Source organism: Bacillus sp. N1(2025) (assembly GCF_053470005.1).
Genome location: NZ_JBLTJB010000004.1, coordinates 329,848 through 348,952 on the forward strand (window position 1 = coordinate 329,848; position 19,105 = coordinate 348,952).

General features: G+C 48.0%; 22 protein-coding genes. 13 read left to right on the forward strand and 9 right to left on the reverse strand.

Annotated elements, in window-relative coordinates:
* The first annotated feature begins 203 nt into the window (after positions 1-203).
* Positions 204-1,343, forward strand: coding sequence for a DNA alkylation repair protein (locus ACNFN4_RS12070; protein ID WP_182072496.1), 1,140 nt, complete (start codon positions 204-206; stop codon positions 1,341-1,343).
* Between the two features lie 38 nt (positions 1,344-1,381).
* Here the strand turns inward: ACNFN4_RS12070 and ACNFN4_RS12075 are convergent, their stop codons facing one another.
* Positions 1,382-1,732: a YlbF family regulator gene (locus ACNFN4_RS12075; RefSeq protein ID WP_014720937.1), complete on the reverse strand. Its 351-nt coding sequence runs from the start codon at positions 1,730-1,732 to the stop codon at positions 1,382-1,384.
* An 85-nt stretch (positions 1,733-1,817) separates the two neighbouring features.
* Positions 1,818-2,951: a DUF445 domain-containing protein gene (locus ACNFN4_RS12080; protein ID WP_022553604.1), complete on the reverse strand. Its 1,134-nt coding sequence runs from the start codon at positions 2,949-2,951 to the stop codon at positions 1,818-1,820.
* A 238-nt stretch (positions 2,952-3,189) separates the two neighbouring features.
* Here ACNFN4_RS12080 and ACNFN4_RS12085 point away from each other — a divergent pair, with 238 nt between their 5' ends.
* The 6 genes from ACNFN4_RS12085 (at position 3,190) to ACNFN4_RS12110 (ending at position 7,234) form a co-directional block, all read left to right on the forward strand.
* Positions 3,190-4,281 carry a YheC/YheD family endospore coat-associated protein gene (locus ACNFN4_RS12085; RefSeq protein WP_017417366.1) on the forward strand — a complete coding sequence of 364 codons (1,092 nt, stop codon included), beginning with the start codon at positions 3,190-3,192 and terminating at the stop codon, positions 4,279-4,281.
* Complete coding sequence (locus tag ACNFN4_RS12090; protein WP_110124611.1) at positions 4,271-5,629, forward strand: YheC/YheD family endospore coat-associated protein; 1,359 nt, start codon at positions 4,271-4,273, stop codon at positions 5,627-5,629. Before ACNFN4_RS12085 ends, ACNFN4_RS12090 begins: the two co-directional genes overlap by 11 nt.
* 82 nt (positions 5,630-5,711) lie before the next feature.
* A complete protein-coding gene (locus ACNFN4_RS12095; protein WP_012117190.1) occupies positions 5,712-5,927 on the forward strand; it encodes a YheE family protein in 216 nt (71 codons plus the stop codon).
* Between the two features lie 224 nt (positions 5,928-6,151).
* Positions 6,152-6,358, forward strand: a complete 207-nt coding sequence (locus ACNFN4_RS12100; protein ID WP_022553606.1) for an alpha/beta-type small acid-soluble spore protein — start codon at positions 6,152-6,154, stop codon at positions 6,356-6,358.
* 101 nt (positions 6,359-6,459) lie between these two features.
* Complete coding sequence (locus tag ACNFN4_RS12105; protein WP_007610363.1) at positions 6,460-6,585, forward strand: hypothetical protein; 126 nt, start codon at positions 6,460-6,462, stop codon at positions 6,583-6,585.
* A 28-nt stretch (positions 6,586-6,613) separates the two neighbouring features.
* Positions 6,614-7,234, forward strand: a complete 621-nt coding sequence (locus tag ACNFN4_RS12110) for an NAD(P)-dependent oxidoreductase (RefSeq protein WP_029973208.1) — start codon at positions 6,614-6,616, stop codon at positions 7,232-7,234.
* A 39-nt stretch (positions 7,235-7,273) separates the two neighbouring features.
* Here ACNFN4_RS12110 and ACNFN4_RS12115 read toward each other — a convergent pair whose 3' ends face one another.
* A complete protein-coding gene (locus ACNFN4_RS12115) occupies positions 7,274-9,295 on the reverse strand; it encodes an ABC transporter ATP-binding protein (protein WP_249684867.1) in 2,022 nt (673 codons plus the stop codon).
* Positions 9,292-11,049 (reverse strand): ABC transporter ATP-binding protein, encoded by a 1,758-nt coding sequence (locus ACNFN4_RS12120; protein WP_022553609.1) that lies wholly within the window; start codon positions 11,047-11,049, stop codon positions 9,292-9,294. The genes ACNFN4_RS12115 and ACNFN4_RS12120 overlap by 4 nt, the downstream gene beginning before the upstream one ends.
* Positions 11,050-11,470: 421 nt before the next feature.
* On the opposite strand from ACNFN4_RS12120, the gene ACNFN4_RS12125 reads away from it, so the two are divergent.
* Complete coding sequence (locus ACNFN4_RS12125) at positions 11,471-11,971, forward strand: universal stress protein (protein WP_007409250.1); 501 nt, start codon at positions 11,471-11,473, stop codon at positions 11,969-11,971.
* 38 nt (positions 11,972-12,009) lie between these two features.
* On the opposite strand, the gene ACNFN4_RS12130 is transcribed toward ACNFN4_RS12125, so the two are convergent.
* Positions 12,010-12,561, reverse strand: coding sequence for a hypothetical protein (locus ACNFN4_RS12130; RefSeq protein WP_014417310.1), 552 nt, complete (start codon positions 12,559-12,561; stop codon positions 12,010-12,012).
* A gap of 108 nt (positions 12,562-12,669) precedes the next feature.
* Between ACNFN4_RS12130 and ACNFN4_RS12135 the strand changes: the two genes are divergently transcribed.
* The gene (locus ACNFN4_RS12135) at positions 12,670-13,254 is read left to right on the forward strand and encodes a TetR/AcrR family transcriptional regulator (RefSeq protein ID WP_095060926.1); all 585 of its coding nucleotides are present in this window, start codon (positions 12,670-12,672) and stop codon (positions 13,252-13,254) included.
* A 41-nt stretch (positions 13,255-13,295) separates the two neighbouring features.
* Here ACNFN4_RS12135 and dat read toward each other — a convergent pair whose 3' ends face one another.
* Complete coding sequence (gene dat / locus ACNFN4_RS12140; RefSeq protein WP_014417308.1) at positions 13,296-14,147, reverse strand: D-amino-acid transaminase; 852 nt, start codon at positions 14,145-14,147, stop codon at positions 13,296-13,298.
* Positions 14,148-14,403: 256 nt separating this feature from the next.
* Here dat and ACNFN4_RS12145 point away from each other — a divergent pair, with 256 nt between their 5' ends.
* Complete coding sequence (locus ACNFN4_RS12145; RefSeq protein ID WP_014417307.1) at positions 14,404-15,252, forward strand: polysaccharide deacetylase family protein; 849 nt, start codon at positions 14,404-14,406, stop codon at positions 15,250-15,252.
* 32 nt (positions 15,253-15,284) lie between these two features.
* Here the strand turns inward: ACNFN4_RS12145 and ACNFN4_RS12150 are convergent, their stop codons facing one another.
* From ACNFN4_RS12150 to ACNFN4_RS12160, 3 genes are all read right to left on the reverse strand, one after another.
* Positions 15,285-16,016: an NAD-dependent protein deacylase gene (locus ACNFN4_RS12150; protein ID WP_370531147.1), complete on the reverse strand. Its 732-nt coding sequence runs from the start codon at positions 16,014-16,016 to the stop codon at positions 15,285-15,287.
* Between the two features lie 63 nt (positions 16,017-16,079).
* On the reverse strand, positions 16,080-17,195 hold the full coding sequence (locus ACNFN4_RS12155) for a mechanosensitive ion channel family protein (RefSeq protein WP_015239489.1): 1,116 nt from the start codon (positions 17,193-17,195) through the stop codon (positions 16,080-16,082).
* A gap of 162 nt (positions 17,196-17,357) precedes the next feature.
* Entirely contained in the window at positions 17,358-17,462 is a 105-nt protein-coding gene (locus ACNFN4_RS12160; protein WP_003155299.1) for a YhdX family protein, read from the reverse strand.
* A gap of 169 nt (positions 17,463-17,631) precedes the next feature.
* On the opposite strand from ACNFN4_RS12160, the gene ACNFN4_RS12165 reads away from it, so the two are divergent.
* The 3 genes from ACNFN4_RS12165 to crcB are packed head-to-tail and all read left to right on the forward strand — an operon-like array spanning position 17,632 to position 19,101.
* On the forward strand, positions 17,632-18,348 hold the full coding sequence (locus ACNFN4_RS12165) for a glycerophosphodiester phosphodiesterase (RefSeq protein ID WP_063636877.1): 717 nt from the start codon (positions 17,632-17,634) through the stop codon (positions 18,346-18,348).
* Between the two features lies 1 nt (position 18,349).
* On the forward strand, positions 18,350-18,745 hold the full coding sequence (locus ACNFN4_RS12170; RefSeq protein WP_014417303.1) for a fluoride efflux transporter FluC: 396 nt from the start codon (positions 18,350-18,352) through the stop codon (positions 18,743-18,745).
* Positions 18,742-19,101 (forward strand): fluoride efflux transporter CrcB, encoded by a 360-nt coding sequence (gene crcB, locus ACNFN4_RS12175; RefSeq protein ID WP_017417357.1) that lies wholly within the window; start codon positions 18,742-18,744, stop codon positions 19,099-19,101. The genes ACNFN4_RS12170 and crcB overlap by 4 nt, the downstream gene beginning before the upstream one ends.
* Positions 19,102-19,105 lie beyond the last annotated feature (4 nt).

The window sequence follows — 19,105 nt, forward strand, 5'->3', positions numbered from 1 at the left end:
ATATCAGGAACCCCTTATTTGACCGTTGATGCGCTCGTTTCACTTACTCTCTGTTGCTACCCCTTAACATACCAGGCAGTATAGGCGACCGTATCCTTAGATCATCTGTAAGTGTAGGCGCTTTCAGAGTTATTATCTCAATTATATTGTTAAAAAACAAGGGTTTTTTTAACTAAAAAAATCAGAGAAAATATCTGTGCTGAATGTATGATAAAGTTGAAAGAGAACATACATTCGCATATAATAAAAGAAAAAAAGCGGTGACTGTCATGTCTCTATTAAAAGATATTTATAACGAAGAATTTGCAGAAGCACTGCTCAACAGAATCAAATCGGCGTATCCGGCTTTTGAGCGGGACAAGTGCCGGGCGCTGATATTTCAGGAAGATTGGCCCGGACTGACGTTAAAACAGCGGATGCGCCGGATCACAGACTCTTTATATGAAACACTGCCGAAGGATTACATACGGGCGCTTGACGTCTTATATGAGACAGCTCCCCGCTTCTCAGGGCTCGCCGGGATTATTTTTCCCGATTATGTCCAACAGTACGGAACGGATCACTGGGACGAATCCATGAAGGCGCTTCAGTATTTCACTCGTTTTTCCACTTCCGAATTTGCGGTCCGCCCGTATATCAGGCTTGATCGGGAGCGGATGTTCAAAGAGTTCCTTTCCTGGACGGAGCATCCGGACGAACATGTCAGAAGGCTTGCCAGCGAAGGCTCAAGACCGCGCCTGCCATGGGGAATCTCCATTCCGGCTCTTCTTGACGATCCTTCTCCGATTCTCCCTGTTCTGGACCGCTTGATGCAGGATGACTCGTTATATGTCAGAAAAAGCGTGGCGAATAACCTGAATGACATCTCCAAAACACATCCGGATCTTCTGGTACAGATCGCAGCCGAGCGGTTCGGAAGCTGTCCGCACACGGACTGGATTTTGAAACACGCCTGCAGGACACTGTTAAAAAGAGGAGACAAACAGGCGCTTGCGGTTTTCGGGTTTGAAGACGCCTCCCGGATTTCATTGGAACGTTTTACACTGAATTCGGAAACGGCCGCCATCGGAACAAGCATACATTTTTCTTTTCAGATCCGCTCATCCGCCCGGCAAAAAGTCAGGGTTGAATACGCGATTGATTTTGTAAAGAAAAGGGGGCACCGCAGCCGCAAGGTGTTTAAGATGTCGGAGTCCGCCATGGATAACGGGGACGTAAAAACCTTCAGCAAACATCATTCCCTTAAAGATTTAACCACCCGCAAGCATTATCGGGGAATTCACACTCTGTCTGTCATCATTAACGGTACGGTAAAAGGTTCGCTTGATTTTTCTGTTGAATAAAAAAACCCCTCCATTTCATAGATGGAGGGGTTTGGAGCTTATTCCGGGCTGCCGTAAAGCTCTTCAAGAGGTTTCATAATGATTTTGTTTAACTCGCCGATCAGCATGCTCATGCGCTGTTCCGCTTCCATCAGCTGAGAAATCAATTCATGCTGCTGTACGAGAGCAACCGTTTTTTGTGCCTGCTCTACCTCTTCCTGAGTGATTTCTTCACCTGACATCTGTTTCTGCTGAAGCTGCAGCTGTACATTGCGGAAGTTATCAAACATGCGTTTTGCGGATTCATCTGCGTTTACTTGATCATAAAGCCCTCTCAGACGGCTGTATTCATCACTGTTTCGCAAAGCTTTTTCAAGATCATATGCTGCATCATAAAAATGAACTGCCATAGTAACCGCTCCTTTCTTCCTTTCGGACATACCACTCCACTATAACAGACTGCGGAGCGACTTTCATCATCGGCGTATGTTTTCCTTAGAAAAGAATGACAAACAAAGCCTGAATTGCTCCGATTATCCCGCCGAGCAAACCGCCTAAATACGTTATCATCTTAAATTCTCTCTTGGAAATCGACAGCACCATTTCCTCCAGCCGTTCAACGGGAAACTGATCAACCTGCTCTTTGACCACTTCCTCAAGACGCAGCCGTTTCAGCACATCCTCCAAATGAGCGGCAATACCGCCGAGTGCCGCATCAAGCAGCTTCGGCGCGTACGTCCCCGTAATCTCCCCTTCATAACGGGAGATGATGTCACCGAGCCGGCATTCGAAAAAGGGCGCGGTTTGAAGTGCGGCCAAAGCCCGCTTTTTCATGCTGAACAGCAGATCTTTCGCATTCCACTTTTCATCGGCCTCATAAAGTGTATAAGATTTGAGCTTGCCCCATTCTTGAGAAAGCAGATCAGCCAGAAGCTTTTTCGTTTCCTCATTGCGCAAAAACTTTAACAGCTCAGGCAGCACACGGTCTGCCAAGCTTGAATTGCCGAGGAACATCTGCACCATGCCGCCGAGCATCCCCCGGGAATTCAAAAAGTCGTCAATCATATTTCCGAGCCTGTCTTTCCCTTCTTCGCTCTCAAAATAATCAATGCTCCGCTTCAGAATATAATCTGCGGCCATCGGGACTTTTGCATCCAGCTTTTCCTGCAGCTCATCAGGAAGCCAGTCTTTTATGGCGCGGTGCTCATATTTCCGGTACAGTTCCGAAAGCTTTTCATCGGTAAAACGGTCAATCCAGGCATCCGTCTTTTCCTGCGGATTCCGGATGCCCGCGGCGGCCAAAGCTTCGTGCACCGTCATCTCGGAAGCGGCCATTTTTTGTGTGAATTGTTCGGCGAAAAGAAGCGCCTGGTTTTTAACGGTATCTGATAAAAGCCGTTTTTTTATTCCTTCCGGGGTTAAAAGGTGGTTCGTCACCATGAGCCCCATTTGTTTTGCCAATTCATCCCGTCTTTTCGGGATCAGCCCCGGCGTAAACGGAACCCGTTTTCCGAACAGGTAATACGGCCGGTACGGACGAAATAACATCTGAATGGCAAGATGATTCGTCACCGCGCCGATCGCGGCTCCGATCACAATCATAAATAGAAACGTTCCTGCTATGCCCATTCCTTTTCTTCTGCCTCCATCTAATGTTCTATTTTCTTGATGATATATCTATTCGTATTATAGAGGCTGGCGTGCATGCGGGCAAATGAAGAACCTGAATTGTTGTTTGTGAGGAATAAGGCAAGATGCTGTTTCGTACTCTTTACAGTAGATCATCTTTTATGATGCGCCTTAGCATATTTATTGGATGGAAGGGCCGTTCCATCAGCGGCTTTTTGAATAAAGGGGGAGTAATAATATGACAACACTCGGTTTTATGTCTGTATCCCGCCGGCACGAAGAAGATTACGCCGGGGAATTGGCTGAAAGAGCGCCTCAATATAATGTGCGCTTAGCCCGCTTTACACCGTTTGATATATTTCCGGATTCTTTGCGCGTAAAAGCGCTCGTCTATCACCCGCAAAGCGGAAAGTGGAACGAAACGGAAATCGATATTCCCGAATATATTTACGACCGCTGTTTTTACGGAAAATCCGCTGAAGCGCAAAAAGCCAAACCGATCGTCGAATGGCTGAAAAAATATCGGAAAACGGAATTTATCGGCCGGGGGCTTCCTGATAAATGGACGGTCACGGATGCGCTCCAAAAACATCATCTGATCAGTCCCTATATTCCTGAAACCGCCGAAGTCAGCCGCTATGAACAGGTGCAATCATACTTAGCCAAGGAAAAAGCATGTATACTTAAGCCCGCTTTCGGCGCGGGAGGCAGAGGCATCATCCTGCTTGAAACAGGCAAAAAATCAATTACGGCCACTTACTATATCGGAAAAAACAAACAAACAAAATCATTTTCCAATCACGTGTCTTTTAAGTCCTGGTGCAAAAAAGTGCTGCAGCACCGCTATTTGCTTCAATCCTACTTAAATATCAAGGATAAAGAGCGGCATCCGTGCGACATCCGTATTTTCATGCGCAAAACTGAGTCAGGCGTTTGGGAAACGGTCGGAAAAGCGGTCAGAAGGGGTTATCAGAACGGTCTTTTATCTCATTTCCCCGGAGGATCAGAACCGATTAAGTTTGACACATGGTTTGAGGAAATTCCGAGAAAGCAGCAGGCCGTTTTATTGGATGATGTCTTTTCGATCACCCAATCCGTCCCTTATTTCCTTGACGAACGGTTCGGGCCGCTGTTTGAGCTGGGGCTCGATATTTGTTATGCCAAAGACGGACGCATCTGGCTTTTGGATGTCAACTCAAAGCCGGGACGGAAAGCTATTTTAAGCGTGGCTCCGGAGGCGAAAGAGGATTTGTATACGAGTCCGCTAAGACGCTTCCGCGAACTTCAGTCACAGGAAAGCCGGAAAGGAGTATTACCGCGTGAATCATAAAGGGATGATTGTCGGCATCGATAAAAAAAGCAAAAATACGCTGTTTCTCCCCTCCTCCATGAAACGGGAAGGGCTTTTATCCGCTGCCTTCGGGACCAAGGTTGTCAAATGCCGTGTAGCCTTTTCTCAATCACTTGAAAAAAGCGCGCTCCTTTCTGAAGATTTGTTTGAGGAGCTGTTGATACCGCATAAAAGCCGGGCTGATTTTCTCATACACGGCCAGACGGTGCACATCGGTCCGCTGATCGGCGTTTTCACAGCCGGGTTCACATCATCGCCGACCCGCCCGTTAAGAGACCGCACAGACTTCTTTTCCAAGATGCTCTCTCTTCATGAACAGGCGAACGGATATTGTTTCGTTTTCGGTGCTCATCAGATCAACTGGGAAGAAGGCACCGTCCAAGCGCTGATTTATAAAGAAAACAGCTGGAAACGGACGGCCGTCCCGCTTCCGAATGTCGTATATGACAGACTCCCGAGCCGAAAAACGGAAGAAGTTCCGCTTTTACAGCAGACAAAACAGAGGCTGATGAATGACTATCAGATTCCGTGGTTTAATCCGCAATTCTTTAATAAATGGGACATTCATAAGCTTCTGGAAAAAAACAGTCTCACCGCTTCACTTCTGCCAAAATCTGTCCTGCACCCGAATGCGGAAGCGTTAGAAACGTTATGCAGCACGTTTGACACCGTCTATATCAAACCTGCAGACGGCGCACTCGGAACGGGGATTTACAAGGTGGATAAAACAGATGCCGGCTTATCTGTTAAACACACGAATGAGGAAAAAACGGTGGTGACGGCAGAGTATTCAGATGCGGCATCCTTCATGACATCATTTAAAGAAAACAATGATCCGTCCGCATTTTTAATTCAGCAAGGCATTGACCTGATCCGGCTGGATGGGCGCCCCGTCGATTTCAGGGTGCACACGAATAAAAACGCCGAGGGGAAATGGACAGTGACGGCCATTGCGGCAAAAATTTCCGGTGAAAACAGCATCACGACGCATCTGGCAACCGGCGGAGAAGTCAGAACGTTAGCTGAATTATACGGCGATCCGCGCGAGAGAGTCGGCATGATGCGGAAACTTTCAAAAGCCGCCTTGGCGGTCAGCCGCGTGTTAAATGAGCACATTGAAGGTTTTATCGGCGAAATCGGTTTTGACCTCGGCGTCGATCATTCAGGGAAAGTTTGGATGTTTGAAGCCAATTCCCGCCCCGGGCGCAGCATTTTTTCCCATCCGAAGCTGAGATCGGTCGATTACCTGACAAAACGGAGAAATTTTGAATACGCGTCTTATTTATCAGAACGGTCCATCACCGCCCCGGAAAAACTTTGGCGGTGAGGCTGTCTTTTTTTTGGTTTACCCGGGACAGGCAATGAACGATGAGCTACAATGAACAAGATCAACATTTCCCATAAGGAGCGTGAACGTCATGATTTCGCACTTCAGCTGGAAACCGTTATTCAAAAAAGAGAAACTGCCCGGATGGCGGATTTCATTTTACTGGCAGGGTACGCATTACGAAGGGATTTACCATAAGTCCGGAGACATTGAATGGGGACACACACATCCGGGAAAAGAAGAGCCGGCTCTCGTAAAAGAGCTGCATGAATTAATGCTTTATCACATATATGACTGAAAGCTAAAAGCTCAGCCGCACCAGGCTGGGCTTTTCTTTTTCCTTCCGCTATTTACCACACCCTTTTCCGAATGAGATGCCGTTTGATTCACCATAATACGTAGTACAAAGCGGCAAACAGCATTGGGTGAAGCCGAGCTGGCAATGGTTTTCATTCCGAAAATCATCGGCTGGTGCAATTCCAGCAAACCCAACCATACTACTTTATAAAGGAGATCATACAAATGGCAAACAACAACTCTTCAAACCAACTAGTAGTACCCGGCGCTGCTCAAGCAATCGACCAAATGAAATACGAAATTGCTTCTGAGTTCGGCGTAAACCTTGGCGGAGAAACAACTTCTCGTGCAAACGGTTCTGTCGGAGGAGAAATCACGAAACGTTTAGTATCTTTCGCACAGCAGAACATGGGCGGCCAAGGCATACAATAACTCAATAAATGGCTTACAGAAGGCGCGGGATACCGCGTCTTCTTTTATGCCGTCACCCTTTTTTCCTATTCCACATACCCTAGGAAAAAAGGAGCGAAAACATGTCATTCATTGCCTCAGTCAATTGGGAGCTGTTTCAGTTCGTAAGTGTTTCTTTGGTCAATGAATATGTTGCCCACCATTTCCCGTTTATTCACAGGTATTCTTTTCCCCGCTGCTTTGAATGATATAATGAGCGGCGAGGAGGTTTTTCACATGAACATCGCTTTACTCGGAGCAACGGGAAGAGTCGGACAGGCTTTTATAAAAGAAGCGCAGAAACATGGACACATGGAGATATTCGCTCTTGTCAGATCAGCCGGAACAGTCCTTCCCATTCCTGAAAAACAAATCATAACAGGGAATGCGAGGCGGCGGGAAGATGTAAGCCGATTGATTTCCAAAGCGGACACAGTCGTGAGCTGTCTCGGCACGGACGGTGACGATACCCTTTCAGCCGCTATGACCCATATCATAGACGGCATGAAACGACATCATGTTCAGCGTCTGATTACGATCGGCACCGCAGGTATCCTTCAATCACGGCTTATGCCTGATCAATACCGTTTTGAATCGGCAGAATCAAAACGAAAATCAACAAGAGCCGCAAAAGAACACGCCCGCGTATACGAGATGCTGCTGGCAGAGGATCTTGACTGGACGATCATCTGTCCCACCTACCTTCCTGACGGAGATGCTGCCGGAGTTTACCGGTTCGAACAGGATCGCCTTCCTGAAGACGGCGCTAAAATCACCGTCGGAGACACGGCGCATTTTCTGTACCGTGAGCTGATCAGCCCGCAGTTTGTCAGAAAACGGGTGGGACTGGCTTACTGAATGAAAAAAAGGGCGAATCTTTAGATTCACCCTTTCCGATTACACCGCGGACTTCGCCGTTCCTTTCTGCAATTCATACATTTGATGGTACTGCCCCTTTTGCGCCATTAATTCGTCATGGCTTCCCTTTTCAATGATGCGGCCCTTTTCCAGCACGAGAATCTGGTCTGCGTGTCTGATCGTGGAAAGCCGATGGGCGATAATAAATGTCGTACGCCCTTCTTGAACGACTTGCAGCGCTTTTTGAATGACTGCTTCTGTTTCGGTGTCAATGTGCGCCGTCGCCTCATCCAAAATTAAAATGGCCGGATCAAACACAAGCGCTCTTGCAAAAGAAATCAGCTGACGCTGGCCTGAGGACAGTGTGCCGCCTTTTTCAGTGACGGGCTCTCTGATGCCCTTCGGCAGGGATTGCAGAAGACTTGCGGCGCCGACTTGGCGAAGCGCTTCTTCCGCCTGCTCCAAAGAAATACGCTGATCATCGAGTGTCACATTGGAGCCGATCGTGCCCGAGAAAAGATACGGGTCTTGCAGCACAATGCCCATATGCGACCTCAGCTCCTGCCTTGACATGCCGTATATGCTCTGACCATCCAGCAGAATATCCCCTTTTTGAGCATCATAAAAACGGAACAGAAGATTCAGGATGGAGCTTTTGCCGGACCCCGTATGGCCGACGAGGGCGACCGTCTCCCCTTTTTCAGCTGTAAAGCTGATGTGTTTCAGCACCTCTTCTCCCTTTCGATATCCAAAAGAAACATCGCGGAATTCCACAGTTCCTTTCGCCTTTCTGTCTGCGGGAGCGCCTTCTTCTTCCGTTTCCTCCTCCTGTAAAAGCTCGAATACCCTGGCGGCAGAGACACGGGCCAATTCAAGCTTCGAAAATTGGTTGACAATTCCCGTAACCGGCTGGAATAAACGGTTTAAATAATCAACAAATGCATATAAAACGCCGATCGAAACAATACCGGCCGCACTCAGACTCGCGCCTCCGAAATACCATATCAGCCCGACAAACGCCAGATTGCGCAACACATTGACAAGACTGTGGGACATGAGAGAATTTAAGGACAGCATTTTGTTTTTGTAGCGGAAATGAGATTCATTCAATTCTTCAAATTCCTTCATCGTTTCCTTCTCTCGGCGGAACGCCTGAATAATCGGCATTCCTTGAATGGATTCGTTCATTTTCGCATTGATGTCACTGTTAATGGAACGGATTTTTTGGTTGAAGACGGATGCGTATTTGCGGTACACAACCGACCAGACCATTAAAATCGGGATAATCAGCAGGCAAACGGCGGCCAGCCTGACGTCAAGCATAAACAGCGCCGTAAAAATGCCGAGCATATAAACGCCGCTTGTGATAAATGTCGACAGCACCGTTACATATAAATCCCTGACCGCTTCTGTGTCATTCGTAATGCGGGCCACGACTTTTCCGGCAGGCAGATTATCAAAGTAGCGGATCGGCATTTTCTGAATGTGTGAAAATACATCCTGCCTCATGCGCTGTATGATCCGGTTCGCTCCCATCTGCAGCAGATAATGCTGGCCGTAATGAAAACATACGGAAAACATGAGCAGTCCCGCGTAAATGGCGGTCAGCGTCAGCAATCCTTTTATTTCGGGACGGTAAAATTGAAAAATCTCCTGTCTTGATAACGTAATGGCGGGATATGACCTGCTTTCTTTACCGTTTGATATTGTCAGCCGGCCGTCAGACACCGAACGGTTTCCGTCAAAACTGACGGGACGGTCAACAAAATAGTAGCCCGCACCGACTTGATAAATGTGCGCCTCTCCGGTTTTGTCCGCCCCCGGTTTGAGGCGGTCCTCCCTGACATAATCATGCCCCCGGAACCTGACGGCGCCCGGATCGTCCGCAGAGGCTTTAACCCATGTTTTTTCAATGCCGAGAATGTGGTCGTCAATCATTTTTTTTCCGATAAACGGGCCGGTCAGCTCAGTGCCCACCGCAATGATGAGCAGGACGACCGCCCATATCAGCAGCTTCTTATATTGAAGCGCGTAATTCCATAATCTTCTCCCGGTCTTCATGCGCCCGTCCCCCCTTCTTCAAGAGAGGACAGCTGCTGCCTCTCATATTGTTTTCGATACCAGCCGTTCTGCGCCAATAGCTCCCGGTGCGTGCCTCTTTCAGACACCCGGCCTTCATCCATGACGAGAATGAGATCTGCGTGTTCAACTGCCGAGAGCCGGTGGGTGGTGATAATCGTTGTTTTATGCCGCCGTTTTTTACGGATGCTGTCAATGATGGCGGCTTCCGTTTTCGCGTCTACGGCAGAAAGCGAATCATCTAATATGAGAATGTCCGGATCGGTCAAAAGCGCTCTCGCAATTGAGATGCGCTGCTTTTGTCCGCCAGAGAGCGCTACGCCCTTCTCGCCGACAAGCGTCTCAAGCCCGTCGGAAAGCATACCGATATCGTTTTCAAAATGCGCATCTTTCAGCGCGCTGCCGATTTCCTCTTCGTTTGCACCCTGCCGGCCGTAAAGCAGATTCTCCTTTACAGTCTTTGAAAATAAAATATGATCCTGCGGCACATAGCCGATCCACCCGCGGAGCTCCTCAAGCGGAATCTCCTGAATCGGAACGCCTGTAAACGTGATTGCTCCCTCACCGGGCGGATATTCACGCAACAGCTGCTTAATGATCGTCGTCTTTCCGCTTCCCGTCTTCCCGACGATGCCGAGTGTCTGCCCTTTTTCTACGGAAAAAGATACATCGGAAACCGCCGGTCCAGCTCCGCTCGGATACGTGAAAGTCACTTGTTCAAAAGCAAGACGCCCGGGCTCCTTGATGCCGGCGGGGTGCTTGGGTCCTGTCACGTCAGGCTCATAGGAAAGCGTCTCATTGACACGATCCAAGGAGGCATTTCCGCGCTGCATGATATTGATTAATTCTCCGATCGCAAACATCGGCCAGATCATCATTCCGAGGTACACGTTAAACGATACCAGCTCTCCCAGCGTCAGCCGGTTTTGAAAAACGAGATAAGCGCCGTAGCCGAGACCGATGAGATAGCTGAGGCCGACGAGAAGTTTCACAGTCGGTTCAAAAAGTGAATCGATAAACGCCACTTTCATATTTTTCTCATATACATCCGCCGTCATATCACCGAACCGGCTGACATCATTTTTTTCCTGCACGAATGCCCGGATGACCCGGACGCCGGATACTGACTCCAGCACCTTGTCATTTAATGATCCGAAAGCATCCTGCGCTTCCGTAAACCGCTCATGGATCTTTTTTCCGTACAGGCTGACCGCAGCCGCCATTATCGGCAGCGGAATAATCGCGGCAAATGTCAGCTTCCAGCTGATGAGAAGCCCCATTGTCAAAAATATCGTCAGCATATACATCGTCGAATCAACGAGCGTTAAGACCCCGAAGCCCGTCGTCATACTGACGGCCTGCAAGTCATTTGTCCCCCGCGCCATTAAATCGCCCGTTCTGTATTTCTCGTAAAACGGCGGTGACATTTGAAGAAGCCTTCCCATCAGCTTTGAACGGAGAATCTTCTCCATGACATTCGCCCCGCCGAAAAGCTGATACATCCAAAAATAAGACAGTAAATAGACGGCTGCCGTTAATGCGAGAAAAACACATATGTAAAACAGCATCCCGCTTTTTGTAAACACACCCGCCTTCATATCGTCTATCGCGTTACCAAGAAGTTTAGGCGGAAACATTTCAATGACATTCACAATCAATAACAGAACAATCGCTGTCGTATAGCGCAGCCAATAGGCTCTAAAAAACCACGCGAGCTTTTTTAATACAGTAAACAAATACCGTCATCCCCTTTCATCAATCAGCCGCCCTCAAGCTTTTCCGGATTGTTTTTCATTGTTTTCGCTAATACCGCCACATGCATCACACCTGTCTTTCTTTCATTTTTTTGTATAAAAAAAGACATGAAGCCTCAGCTCCATGCCTCTTATTATTATAAATAAGGTACAGACCCGCCGTTTATGCGCGACTGCCCCGTTTTTAAGCAAATGTTCAGAAAACGGAAGCTGTATGGGAGTCACGCCGGTATTCAGCTGAAGATGAGTTGACAAGCTTTAGTTTTGACATGATCCATACCTCCTTTTTCCCTATATTGTTCCTTCATCATATAAACAAATCCTTTTTTTGTCAATGCAGGTTTTACATTTCTGCCATACGGGTATTGTAAAACAAACCTTTTTTACTGAAAGGATGAGGCCGATGTTTCACGCGGACCGGTTGATAGCAGCTTTTGACGGAAGTGATGATAGTAAAAAAGCGCTCCAAAAAGCCATAGACCTTTCAAAAACGTTTCACGCGGATTTAACGGTCGTACATTCCCACAATGCAAAAGATACCCGGACGATTGTTGATCCCCCGAGGCCGGGAGCCGGGGCAACGTATATCGGCGGCGGGATTGCAAGCGTTCCTGACCCGCTCCAGGCGGAAAGAATCTCCCCTGATCCGATGATTTATGAAGACCGTACGGAAGAAATCGTTGCGGAAGCGAGAATGCTGATGAACGACAGCCAGATTGACGGGGATATCGACATTTTAGAAGGTGATCCCGCTGATGCCATTATCGAGCATGCCGACCGTATATCGGCGGATTTGATCGTCATGGGGAGCCGGGACCAGAACAGGCTGAAAAAACTTTTATTCGGAAGCGTCAGTGAAAAACTGTCATCGAAATCCGATATTCCCGTGCTGATCGTAAAATAATTCTTTCTGTAAAGCAGCTTAATCAAAAGCTGCTTTTTTTACAGCTCCCGGCTGTTTCTTCTTTTTTTCGGCATCACAAAAAAACTCGCCATGATCAAAAAATCGATGCACAATACGACAGACCAGCCCTTTAACAGTACGCTGAGCGCTTCGGTGCGGGAAGCGTCCTGAATGAGAAATACCGTTCCGGCTAAAAGAACGCCGCCGATGACAAACGCTAATACATGTCTCCCCCACCCTTTTGCATAATGTTTGGCATAATCCAGTCCGTACCGTTTGACCGGTTTTGCCCCTTCCTTGACCACATAATAGCGGAACCGCTCATCCGCCCATTGAATCATGCTTTTCCCGAAGGCGACAGACACTCCGATATAAATGGCCGCCACCGCATGCGCCATAGTCGCCGCCGCCCCTCTGTATAAATCAGCTGCGGCCGCCAGAAACAGTACGGCATCCAATAAAGGAATGAGAGCGAAAAAAAACATTCCGAGCTTTTGCCGCCTGAATATATAGCGCGCCGCCAATCCGAAGATGACAGCCGCCCAAAACGCAGCCTCACAAATGACAATCAACCAAGCAATCGCGTTCAATCCGGTTCCCCCTTATCGTTTTCTAAAATGCATTGTATCACTGCTTTTTATTTAATACAACTGTATTACAAAATTGCAAGAAAAAATATTTCCTGTTACACTGGAACCATGCCTAAAATAATCGATCATGAAAAAAGAAGAAAACAAATAGCCGAAGCCACTTGGCGGACGATTTTGGAGCGGGGAATGGAAGGAGCGACAGTGAGAAACATCGCCCAGGAAGCGGGTCTTTCTTTAGGCGCGCTGAGGCACTATTTCACCACCCAGGATGAGCTTTTAGGGTATGCGATGACACTCGTAAAAGAAAAAGCGGCCGCCAGAATTAACGAAGTTGCCATGAAAGATCTGCCGCCGAAAGAAAAAGCGGTGCGTCTGATGCTTGAAATCATCCCGACTGATGAAGAAACGATGGCTGAAATGGAGGTATGGTTCGCTTTCACAGCTTATGCCAGACATAAGGGAGAAGAGTTTCATCCCCAGCAGGACGGGATCTTGGCATATATCCGCGGCCTGATTGACTGGCTGGATGAAAATAAGCTTCTGAAACCGAATCTTGATAAAGAGATCGAAGCGGAGAAAATGTACGCCATCGCCGACGGATTGGCGCTGCATGCCATGCTTGAACCTGAGCGTCTTTCAAAAGAGAAGATCTCCCGTGTGCTCGTGCAGCATATCGAATCTCTTTTTATCTGACTGAAGCAAAAAGGCCGGATGTGTTCCGGCCTTTTTTCAGCTTATGACTGAACGCCGAGCTCTTGCTGAATGTGCGACTGAAAAGCCTCCTGAATCGTTTTGGCTACAGGTCCCGGCGCGCCGCTTCCGACCGGTTTTCCGTCAAGGGTTACGATCGGGATTAATTCAGCCGTCGTTGACGAGATGAAAATTTCATCCGCATCCCTGAGTTCGTCTTCGGTAAGAGCCTTCTCCCGCACCTCAATCCCGTTTTCTTTCATCAGCTCTAACAGTTTCATCCGCGTAATGCCGTTTAAAATCAGCTCATTTGCAGGATGCGTCCGGACAGTGCCGTTTATGACGGCGTATACATTGGAAGAGGTTCCTTCCGTAACCGCTCCGTCCCTTATCAGCACCGCTTCATAAGCGCCTGCTTCATAGGCTTTTTGTTTAATCATCACATTATACAGTAAATTCAGACTCTTAATGTCACACCTCAGCCAGCGTTTGTCTTCCGCCGTTATGGCCTGCGCTCCGGCTTTTTGTTCATTTTCCGGTTTTTTCACTGAAAAGGTGTATGCCGTCGTCTGCGGTTCCAATCCTTCGTCATACTGGTGCTTCCGCGGCGCCTTCCCTCTCGTCGTCTGTATATAGACCCCGCCGTCAATGAGTTTGTTTTCCTGTACGAGCTTTTGCAGATCCCATTCTATGTCCTCTGCGGAGAACGGCAGGGTGATGCCGATTTCTGCGGCGCTTCTGAAAAGACGGACGATATGCTCACGCAGACCGAATAAGGCGCCGTTATACACTCTGATGACCTCATACACACCGTCACCGAATTGATATCCGCGGTCCTCAATATCAACTGCCGCTTCTTCACGATCAATCAACTGGCCGTTTACTAATGTCTTCATGTAAACCCTCCTAATCGTTATCTGCCGTGATGTACATTCTCAGCTGTTATTGTCAACTATTCTATCATACTGAACGAGCCGGCTGCGGAGTTTATTTTTTTCTTAAAATCTTATTATTCGACATCTTTTCTATGTCTTTTCCAGTTTTGTTCCTGTATACTTGATTCGACATACATATGCTGTTAACTTATGGCACTTCGCAAGCCTCCGCTGTTATCGGCATTATGCAGAAACTTATGCTACTGGAGAGATTGTTATGCGCAACACAAAAGAAGGTGCTTCCCCTTCTCTGTTTTCATTGGCTTTTAAACTTACGAGTTTAGCAGTTTTGTGCGGACTGCTTCTGGTAATCGTCATAATGGGATATTCCGCTTCCGCCGCAAAAAACAAACAGGTCACCGTGACCGCAAACGGGCAGCTTCGGGATGAAGCAGAAAGCCTGCGGCTGAAAAATGATTCTCCCGACGTCTTAATGAAACATTTGCAGAAAGAGCGTGACCCAGGGAAAAAAACGGTATATTTAACCTTCGACGACGGGCCGTCTCCATATACTGAACAGCTGTTGAATGTATTGAAGGCAAATGGCGCAAAGGCCACTTTTTTTATGCTTGAACCGCGGATGAAAGCCTATAAGCATTCCGTGCAAAGAGCGAAGCAGGAAGGAATCGCGCTCGGCCTGCACGGCGTGACGCACGATAATCACCTGTTTTATCAAACACCGACATCACCGCTGAACGAAATGCAGCAGGGACGCGATACGCTCGAGGCAATCACCGGAGTAAAAACGGATCTTGTCCGCACGCCTTACGGCAGTAAACCGTCATTGACGGCTGCCCAGATTAAGAATCTCGAAAAAGGCGGATTCGTGTACTGGGACTGGACGATAGACAGTGAAGACTGGAAGTACAAAAACGCACGGTACGTGCCAGAAGTATTGAATCAGCTCGCATATTTGGAAAGCGTTCATACGAGCAGGCCGCATGTCATTTTAATGCACGATCTGCCTGCGACGGTGCACGCTTTGCCTAGCCTGATCCAAAAACTGAAAGCCCAGGGCTACTCCTTTGATGTTCTGACGGATCAAATGATTCCCGTCCATGAATAAGAAAAGCCGGATCTGTATATGATCCGGCTTTTTTATGTCGCGGCGCTGATCCGTTTTGCAAATTCACCGATCTTCTCATGGATGACAAGATCAAATAAATGGTCGCAATATGTCGGCTCAAGGTTAATGATCACCTGCTTCAAACCGGGAATCCGGCCCGCATCCTCAGGGACAAACCTTGCCGGCGCCACTTCAAGCGAAGTGCCGATCACAAGAAGAAGATCAGCTTTATCAAGCTTTTCATAAAGGGTTTCAAAATGCTGAACGAGATCGCCGAACAGCACGACATCCGTTTTTAATACGGTGCCGCATACCGCATGATCACCGATTTCCGCCGTACATTCCGGCACTTCGTCCTTCAGCAGATGAGAAAGCCCGTAGCGCGCTCCGCAGCGGGGGCATGCGGCGGTCTGAATTGAACCGTGAAGCTCATAGACACTGCTGCTTCCCGCTTTCTTATGCAGCCCGTCAATATTCTGCGTGAAAATGTCTACCTGCTTTCCCCGCTTTTCAAGATCCGCCAAATACGTATGGCCGGCATTCGGCTCATAGCCTCCGCTCATTTTCATCTGAAAGAGCTGTTTGAATTTAGGCCAGAATTCACGCGGACGGCGTTCAAAGTATTCCCTGCTCATCGCTTCCATTCTGGAGGTGTCTTCGGTCCATATACCGCCCGCCGAACGAAAATCAGGAATGCCGGATTCCGTGCTCATTCCCGCTCCCGTCAGCACCACGATACGTTCCGCCTGATTGATCAATGTCATAAACGCTTCCACTCTTCCACCGCCTTTTCTTTTTATCATATCATGAAAAAAGAACGGCGCCTGTTATGCCCGTTCTTTTTCTCCGGAATGATCCTTCACATGAACCGGATCATCATGGCTCTTCTGTTTTACGAATACATTCTGGCCCGGATAGGCGAACTCCACGCCTTCCTCAGCAAAAATATCAATAATCCGGCGGTTGATATCCTGCCGCACGTCCAAGCTTTCCGCCCAGACGATGGTCTTTGTGTAAAAGTTGAAAAACAGATTATAATAGCTGTCCGCAAACACGTCAAAGTTAACCATAATCGTATCATCATGCACGCCTTCATGTTCACGAAGCATTTCTCTGAGCCTTGTGATGCACCGCTCTAAACGATCAATCGGCGTCGCATAAGAAACACGAACAGAAAACGTGACCTGGCGCTTCGTCATCCTCGTCCAGTTTGTGATGGCTTCCATAGACAGCGTTGAATTGGGCACGGTAACAAGCGCCCCCTGCGCCGTCCGGAACCTTGTGCTTCGGAATGTGATATCTTCAACGCCCCCCGTTACAGATGACGTCTCGACCCAGTCGCCGATCGTAAACGGCTTTTCCGTAATGATGATAATGCCGCCGAAAAAATTGCTGATCGTATCTTTAGCCGCAAGCGCGAAGGCCAATCCGCCAAGTCCGAGTCCGGCCACGAACCCGTTTACATCATAATTGAATTCCTGCGCGATCACACTGACGCTGAGCGCGAGAATGACAAAGCGCAGCACCTTGGATAAAAACGGCGCCAAAATGTCATCCATATCAAGTTCAAAACGCTGATTGACTTTATGAAATAAAAACGAAGACGCCGATGTCAGATTGCAAAGCCCCCAGGCGATCAGCGCAACGATCAGAGAGCGGTACAATTTTTTGACAATGTCCATCTGCCCGTCTAAAAACGGCGAATACTCAATCGCCAAAAACAGACCCAGCGCCACGAAAAACCATCTGGCCGGCTTGTCAAACGCTACGGCAATCTGTTTGAATATGTCGGTTTTCGGCTTGTTCGCCAATTTGTAAATGAGCTGAAAAAAGTATTTGACAAACAGTTTTCTCAAAACGAGAAAAGCCGCTAAAATTCCGATGCTGATACTGATCTGCGAAATATGGTCAAGCGTAAAAAAGCTCTGAAATTGTGTCATCATGGCATATGCTCCTTTGTTTTGTCGAAAATCTATTATACTAAAACATTCGGACATCAGCTTCTTTTAATGTCTTTAGGCAGCCTGAAAAACCCCGGCATCAGAGCACAGCCGGGGTTTTCACACATTCGTTCATCTTTCAGCCAGATACAACAGGGTCAGGCACTATTTCTTCTTTGATTGTGTCTGTTTCAGGAGAGTCGCTTTTTGGATTTCAGCATCGGTTTCGGCCTTAATTCTTTCTTCCACTTTCAATCTCCCTTTTCCCATGATCTCGCCTCCTTTTTGCCATTATAAATCATCACTGCGGATTGTAAACCGAAAAAAGCACTATCTTTATTCCGAAAAAATACTGTTTCGCACATTCACCAGTTTGAATCGCTGTGCATATACGAATCTGATATAATAACAGAAATGCCCATGAGGGGAGCTGACAAGCTTGTATACCATCGCTCATCGCGGCGCATCCGGTTACGCGCCCGAAAATACATTTGCGGCATTTGATATCGCTGCCGAAATGAACGCTGATTTCATTGAGCTTGACGTCCAGCTCACAAAAGACGGCCAGATTGTCGTCATCCATGATGACAAAGTCGACCGGACGACGGACGGCTCCGGTTTTGTAAAAGATTTTACGCTGAAGAAGCTGCAGTCTCTGGACGCCGGCAGCTGGTATGGGGCTGAGTTTAAAGGAGAGCGGATTCCCCTGCTCGAAGAGGTCTTGAAGCGTTATCATTCTAAAATCGGATTTTTAATTGAACTGAAAGGGCACGTTTCTCAAGTCGGTCTTGAAAAAGCAGTCGGCCAGCTGTTAAGCAGGTTTTCCTTTTCCATCCACCCTATCGTTCAATCATTCAGCCTCAAGTCGATTCAGACCTTTCACGGCATGTATCCGTCCGTTCCGACTGCAATTATTGCAAGACCCAGCTTCGGGATGTTTTCCAAAAGCCAGCTGGCCGCCTACAAATCAGCCGTACATTATGTCAATATTAAATATACCCGCCTGAATCGGTTCTTGATTTCCACCGCTCACAGACACGGCCTGAAAGTGTTTGCCTGGACGGTCAGAAATCAAAAGACGGCCCAAAAGCTGCAAATGATGGCAGTTGACGGCATTGTAACTGATTTTCCGGATTTTATTTCTAAGGATGGCTGATATGAAACAATACATCGCAATTTTTATCGGAGGCGCGCTTGGCGCTTTGCTCCGCTTTGAAATGAGCGCGCACATTCACAGCGGTTCTTTCCCGGCGGCCACTTTCCTCGAAAACGCGGCGGGAAGCCTTTTACTCGGTCTTATTACGGGTTATTTCATCATTCGGGCTAAACGCCCTCTTTTGACCGCCTTTTTAGGAACCGGTTTTTGCGGAGGTTTCACGACGATGTCAACCTTCGCAAAAGAAACCATTTTTCTGCTGCAATCGTCTCCCGCAGCGGCTTTTTGTTATGCTGCCGCGACTTTAATCTCTGGCATTGCCCTTGCATACGCGGGCATTTTCTGGGGACGGCGGATTGCCCTTCACGCAGCGGGAAGGGGGCATGATACGCCATGACGATTGTCCTGATGCTTATCGCAGCGGGTATCGGAGCGGTATTACGGTCTCTGCTGGGTAAAGCAATTTCAGAAAGAACAAAAGGTTTTCCGATTCCGCTTGGAATGGCTGCGGTCAACCTGCTCGGCTCCTTCGGCCTCGGCATGTTCACCGGCCTGGGCCTGGATAATCCTTCTGCCGGCATCATCATCGCGACGGGCTTTTTCGGTGCGTTTACGACTTTTTCCACGTTCAGTATTGAAGCCGTGCAGCTGATGATGAACAACCGCATAAAGGAAAGCCTGCTCTACATCGCTGTTTCAGCAGCCGGAAGCCTTTTGGCGTTCTGGTGCGGCTTTGTTATGATATCCATTTAAAAAA

What these genes read in the sequence shown, in the direction of transcription:
- ACNFN4_RS12070 (WP_182072496.1), top strand. Translation starts at nt 204, where the DNA reads ATGTATGATAAAGTTGAAAGAGAACATACATTCGCATATAATAAAAGA.
- ACNFN4_RS12075 (WP_014720937.1), bottom strand. Translation starts at nt 1,732, where the DNA reads ATGGCAGTTCATTTTTATGATGCAGCATATGATCTTGAAAAAGCTTTG.
- ACNFN4_RS12080 (WP_022553604.1), bottom strand. Translation starts at nt 2,951, where the DNA reads ATGGGCATAGCAGGAACGTTTCTATTTATGATTGTGATCGGAGCCGCG.
- ACNFN4_RS12085 (WP_017417366.1), top strand. Translation starts at nt 3,190, where the DNA reads ATGACAACACTCGGTTTTATGTCTGTATCCCGCCGGCACGAAGAAGAT.
- ACNFN4_RS12100 (WP_022553606.1), top strand. Translation starts at nt 6,152, where the DNA reads ATGGCAAACAACAACTCTTCAAACCAACTAGTAGTACCCGGCGCTGCT.
- ACNFN4_RS12105 (WP_007610363.1), top strand. Translation starts at nt 6,460, where the DNA reads ATGTCATTCATTGCCTCAGTCAATTGGGAGCTGTTTCAGTTCGTAAGT.
- ACNFN4_RS12110 (WP_029973208.1), top strand. Translation starts at nt 6,614, where the DNA reads ATGAACATCGCTTTACTCGGAGCAACGGGAAGAGTCGGACAGGCTTTT.
- ACNFN4_RS12115 (WP_249684867.1), bottom strand. Translation starts at nt 9,295, where the DNA reads ATGAAGACCGGGAGAAGATTATGGAATTACGCGCTTCAATATAAGAAG.
- ACNFN4_RS12125 (WP_007409250.1), top strand. Translation starts at nt 11,471, where the DNA reads ATGTTTCACGCGGACCGGTTGATAGCAGCTTTTGACGGAAGTGATGAT.
- ACNFN4_RS12135 (WP_095060926.1), top strand. Translation starts at nt 12,670, where the DNA reads ATGCCTAAAATAATCGATCATGAAAAAAGAAGAAAACAAATAGCCGAA.
- dat (WP_014417308.1), bottom strand. Translation starts at nt 14,147, where the DNA reads ATGAAGACATTAGTAAACGGCCAGTTGATTGATCGTGAAGAAGCGGCA.
- ACNFN4_RS12145 (WP_014417307.1), top strand. Translation starts at nt 14,404, where the DNA reads ATGCGCAACACAAAAGAAGGTGCTTCCCCTTCTCTGTTTTCATTGGCT.
- ACNFN4_RS12150 (WP_370531147.1), bottom strand. Translation starts at nt 16,016, where the DNA reads ATGACATTGATCAATCAGGCGGAACGTATCGTGGTGCTGACGGGAGCG.
- ACNFN4_RS12155 (WP_015239489.1), bottom strand. Translation starts at nt 17,195, where the DNA reads ATGATGACACAATTTCAGAGCTTTTTTACGCTTGACCATATTTCGCAG.
- ACNFN4_RS12160 (WP_003155299.1), bottom strand. Translation starts at nt 17,462, where the DNA reads ATGGGAAAAGGGAGATTGAAAGTGGAAGAAAGAATTAAGGCCGAAACC.
- ACNFN4_RS12170 (WP_014417303.1), top strand. Translation starts at nt 18,350, where the DNA reads ATGAAACAATACATCGCAATTTTTATCGGAGGCGCGCTTGGCGCTTTG.
- crcB (WP_017417357.1), top strand. Translation starts at nt 18,742, where the DNA reads ATGACGATTGTCCTGATGCTTATCGCAGCGGGTATCGGAGCGGTATTA.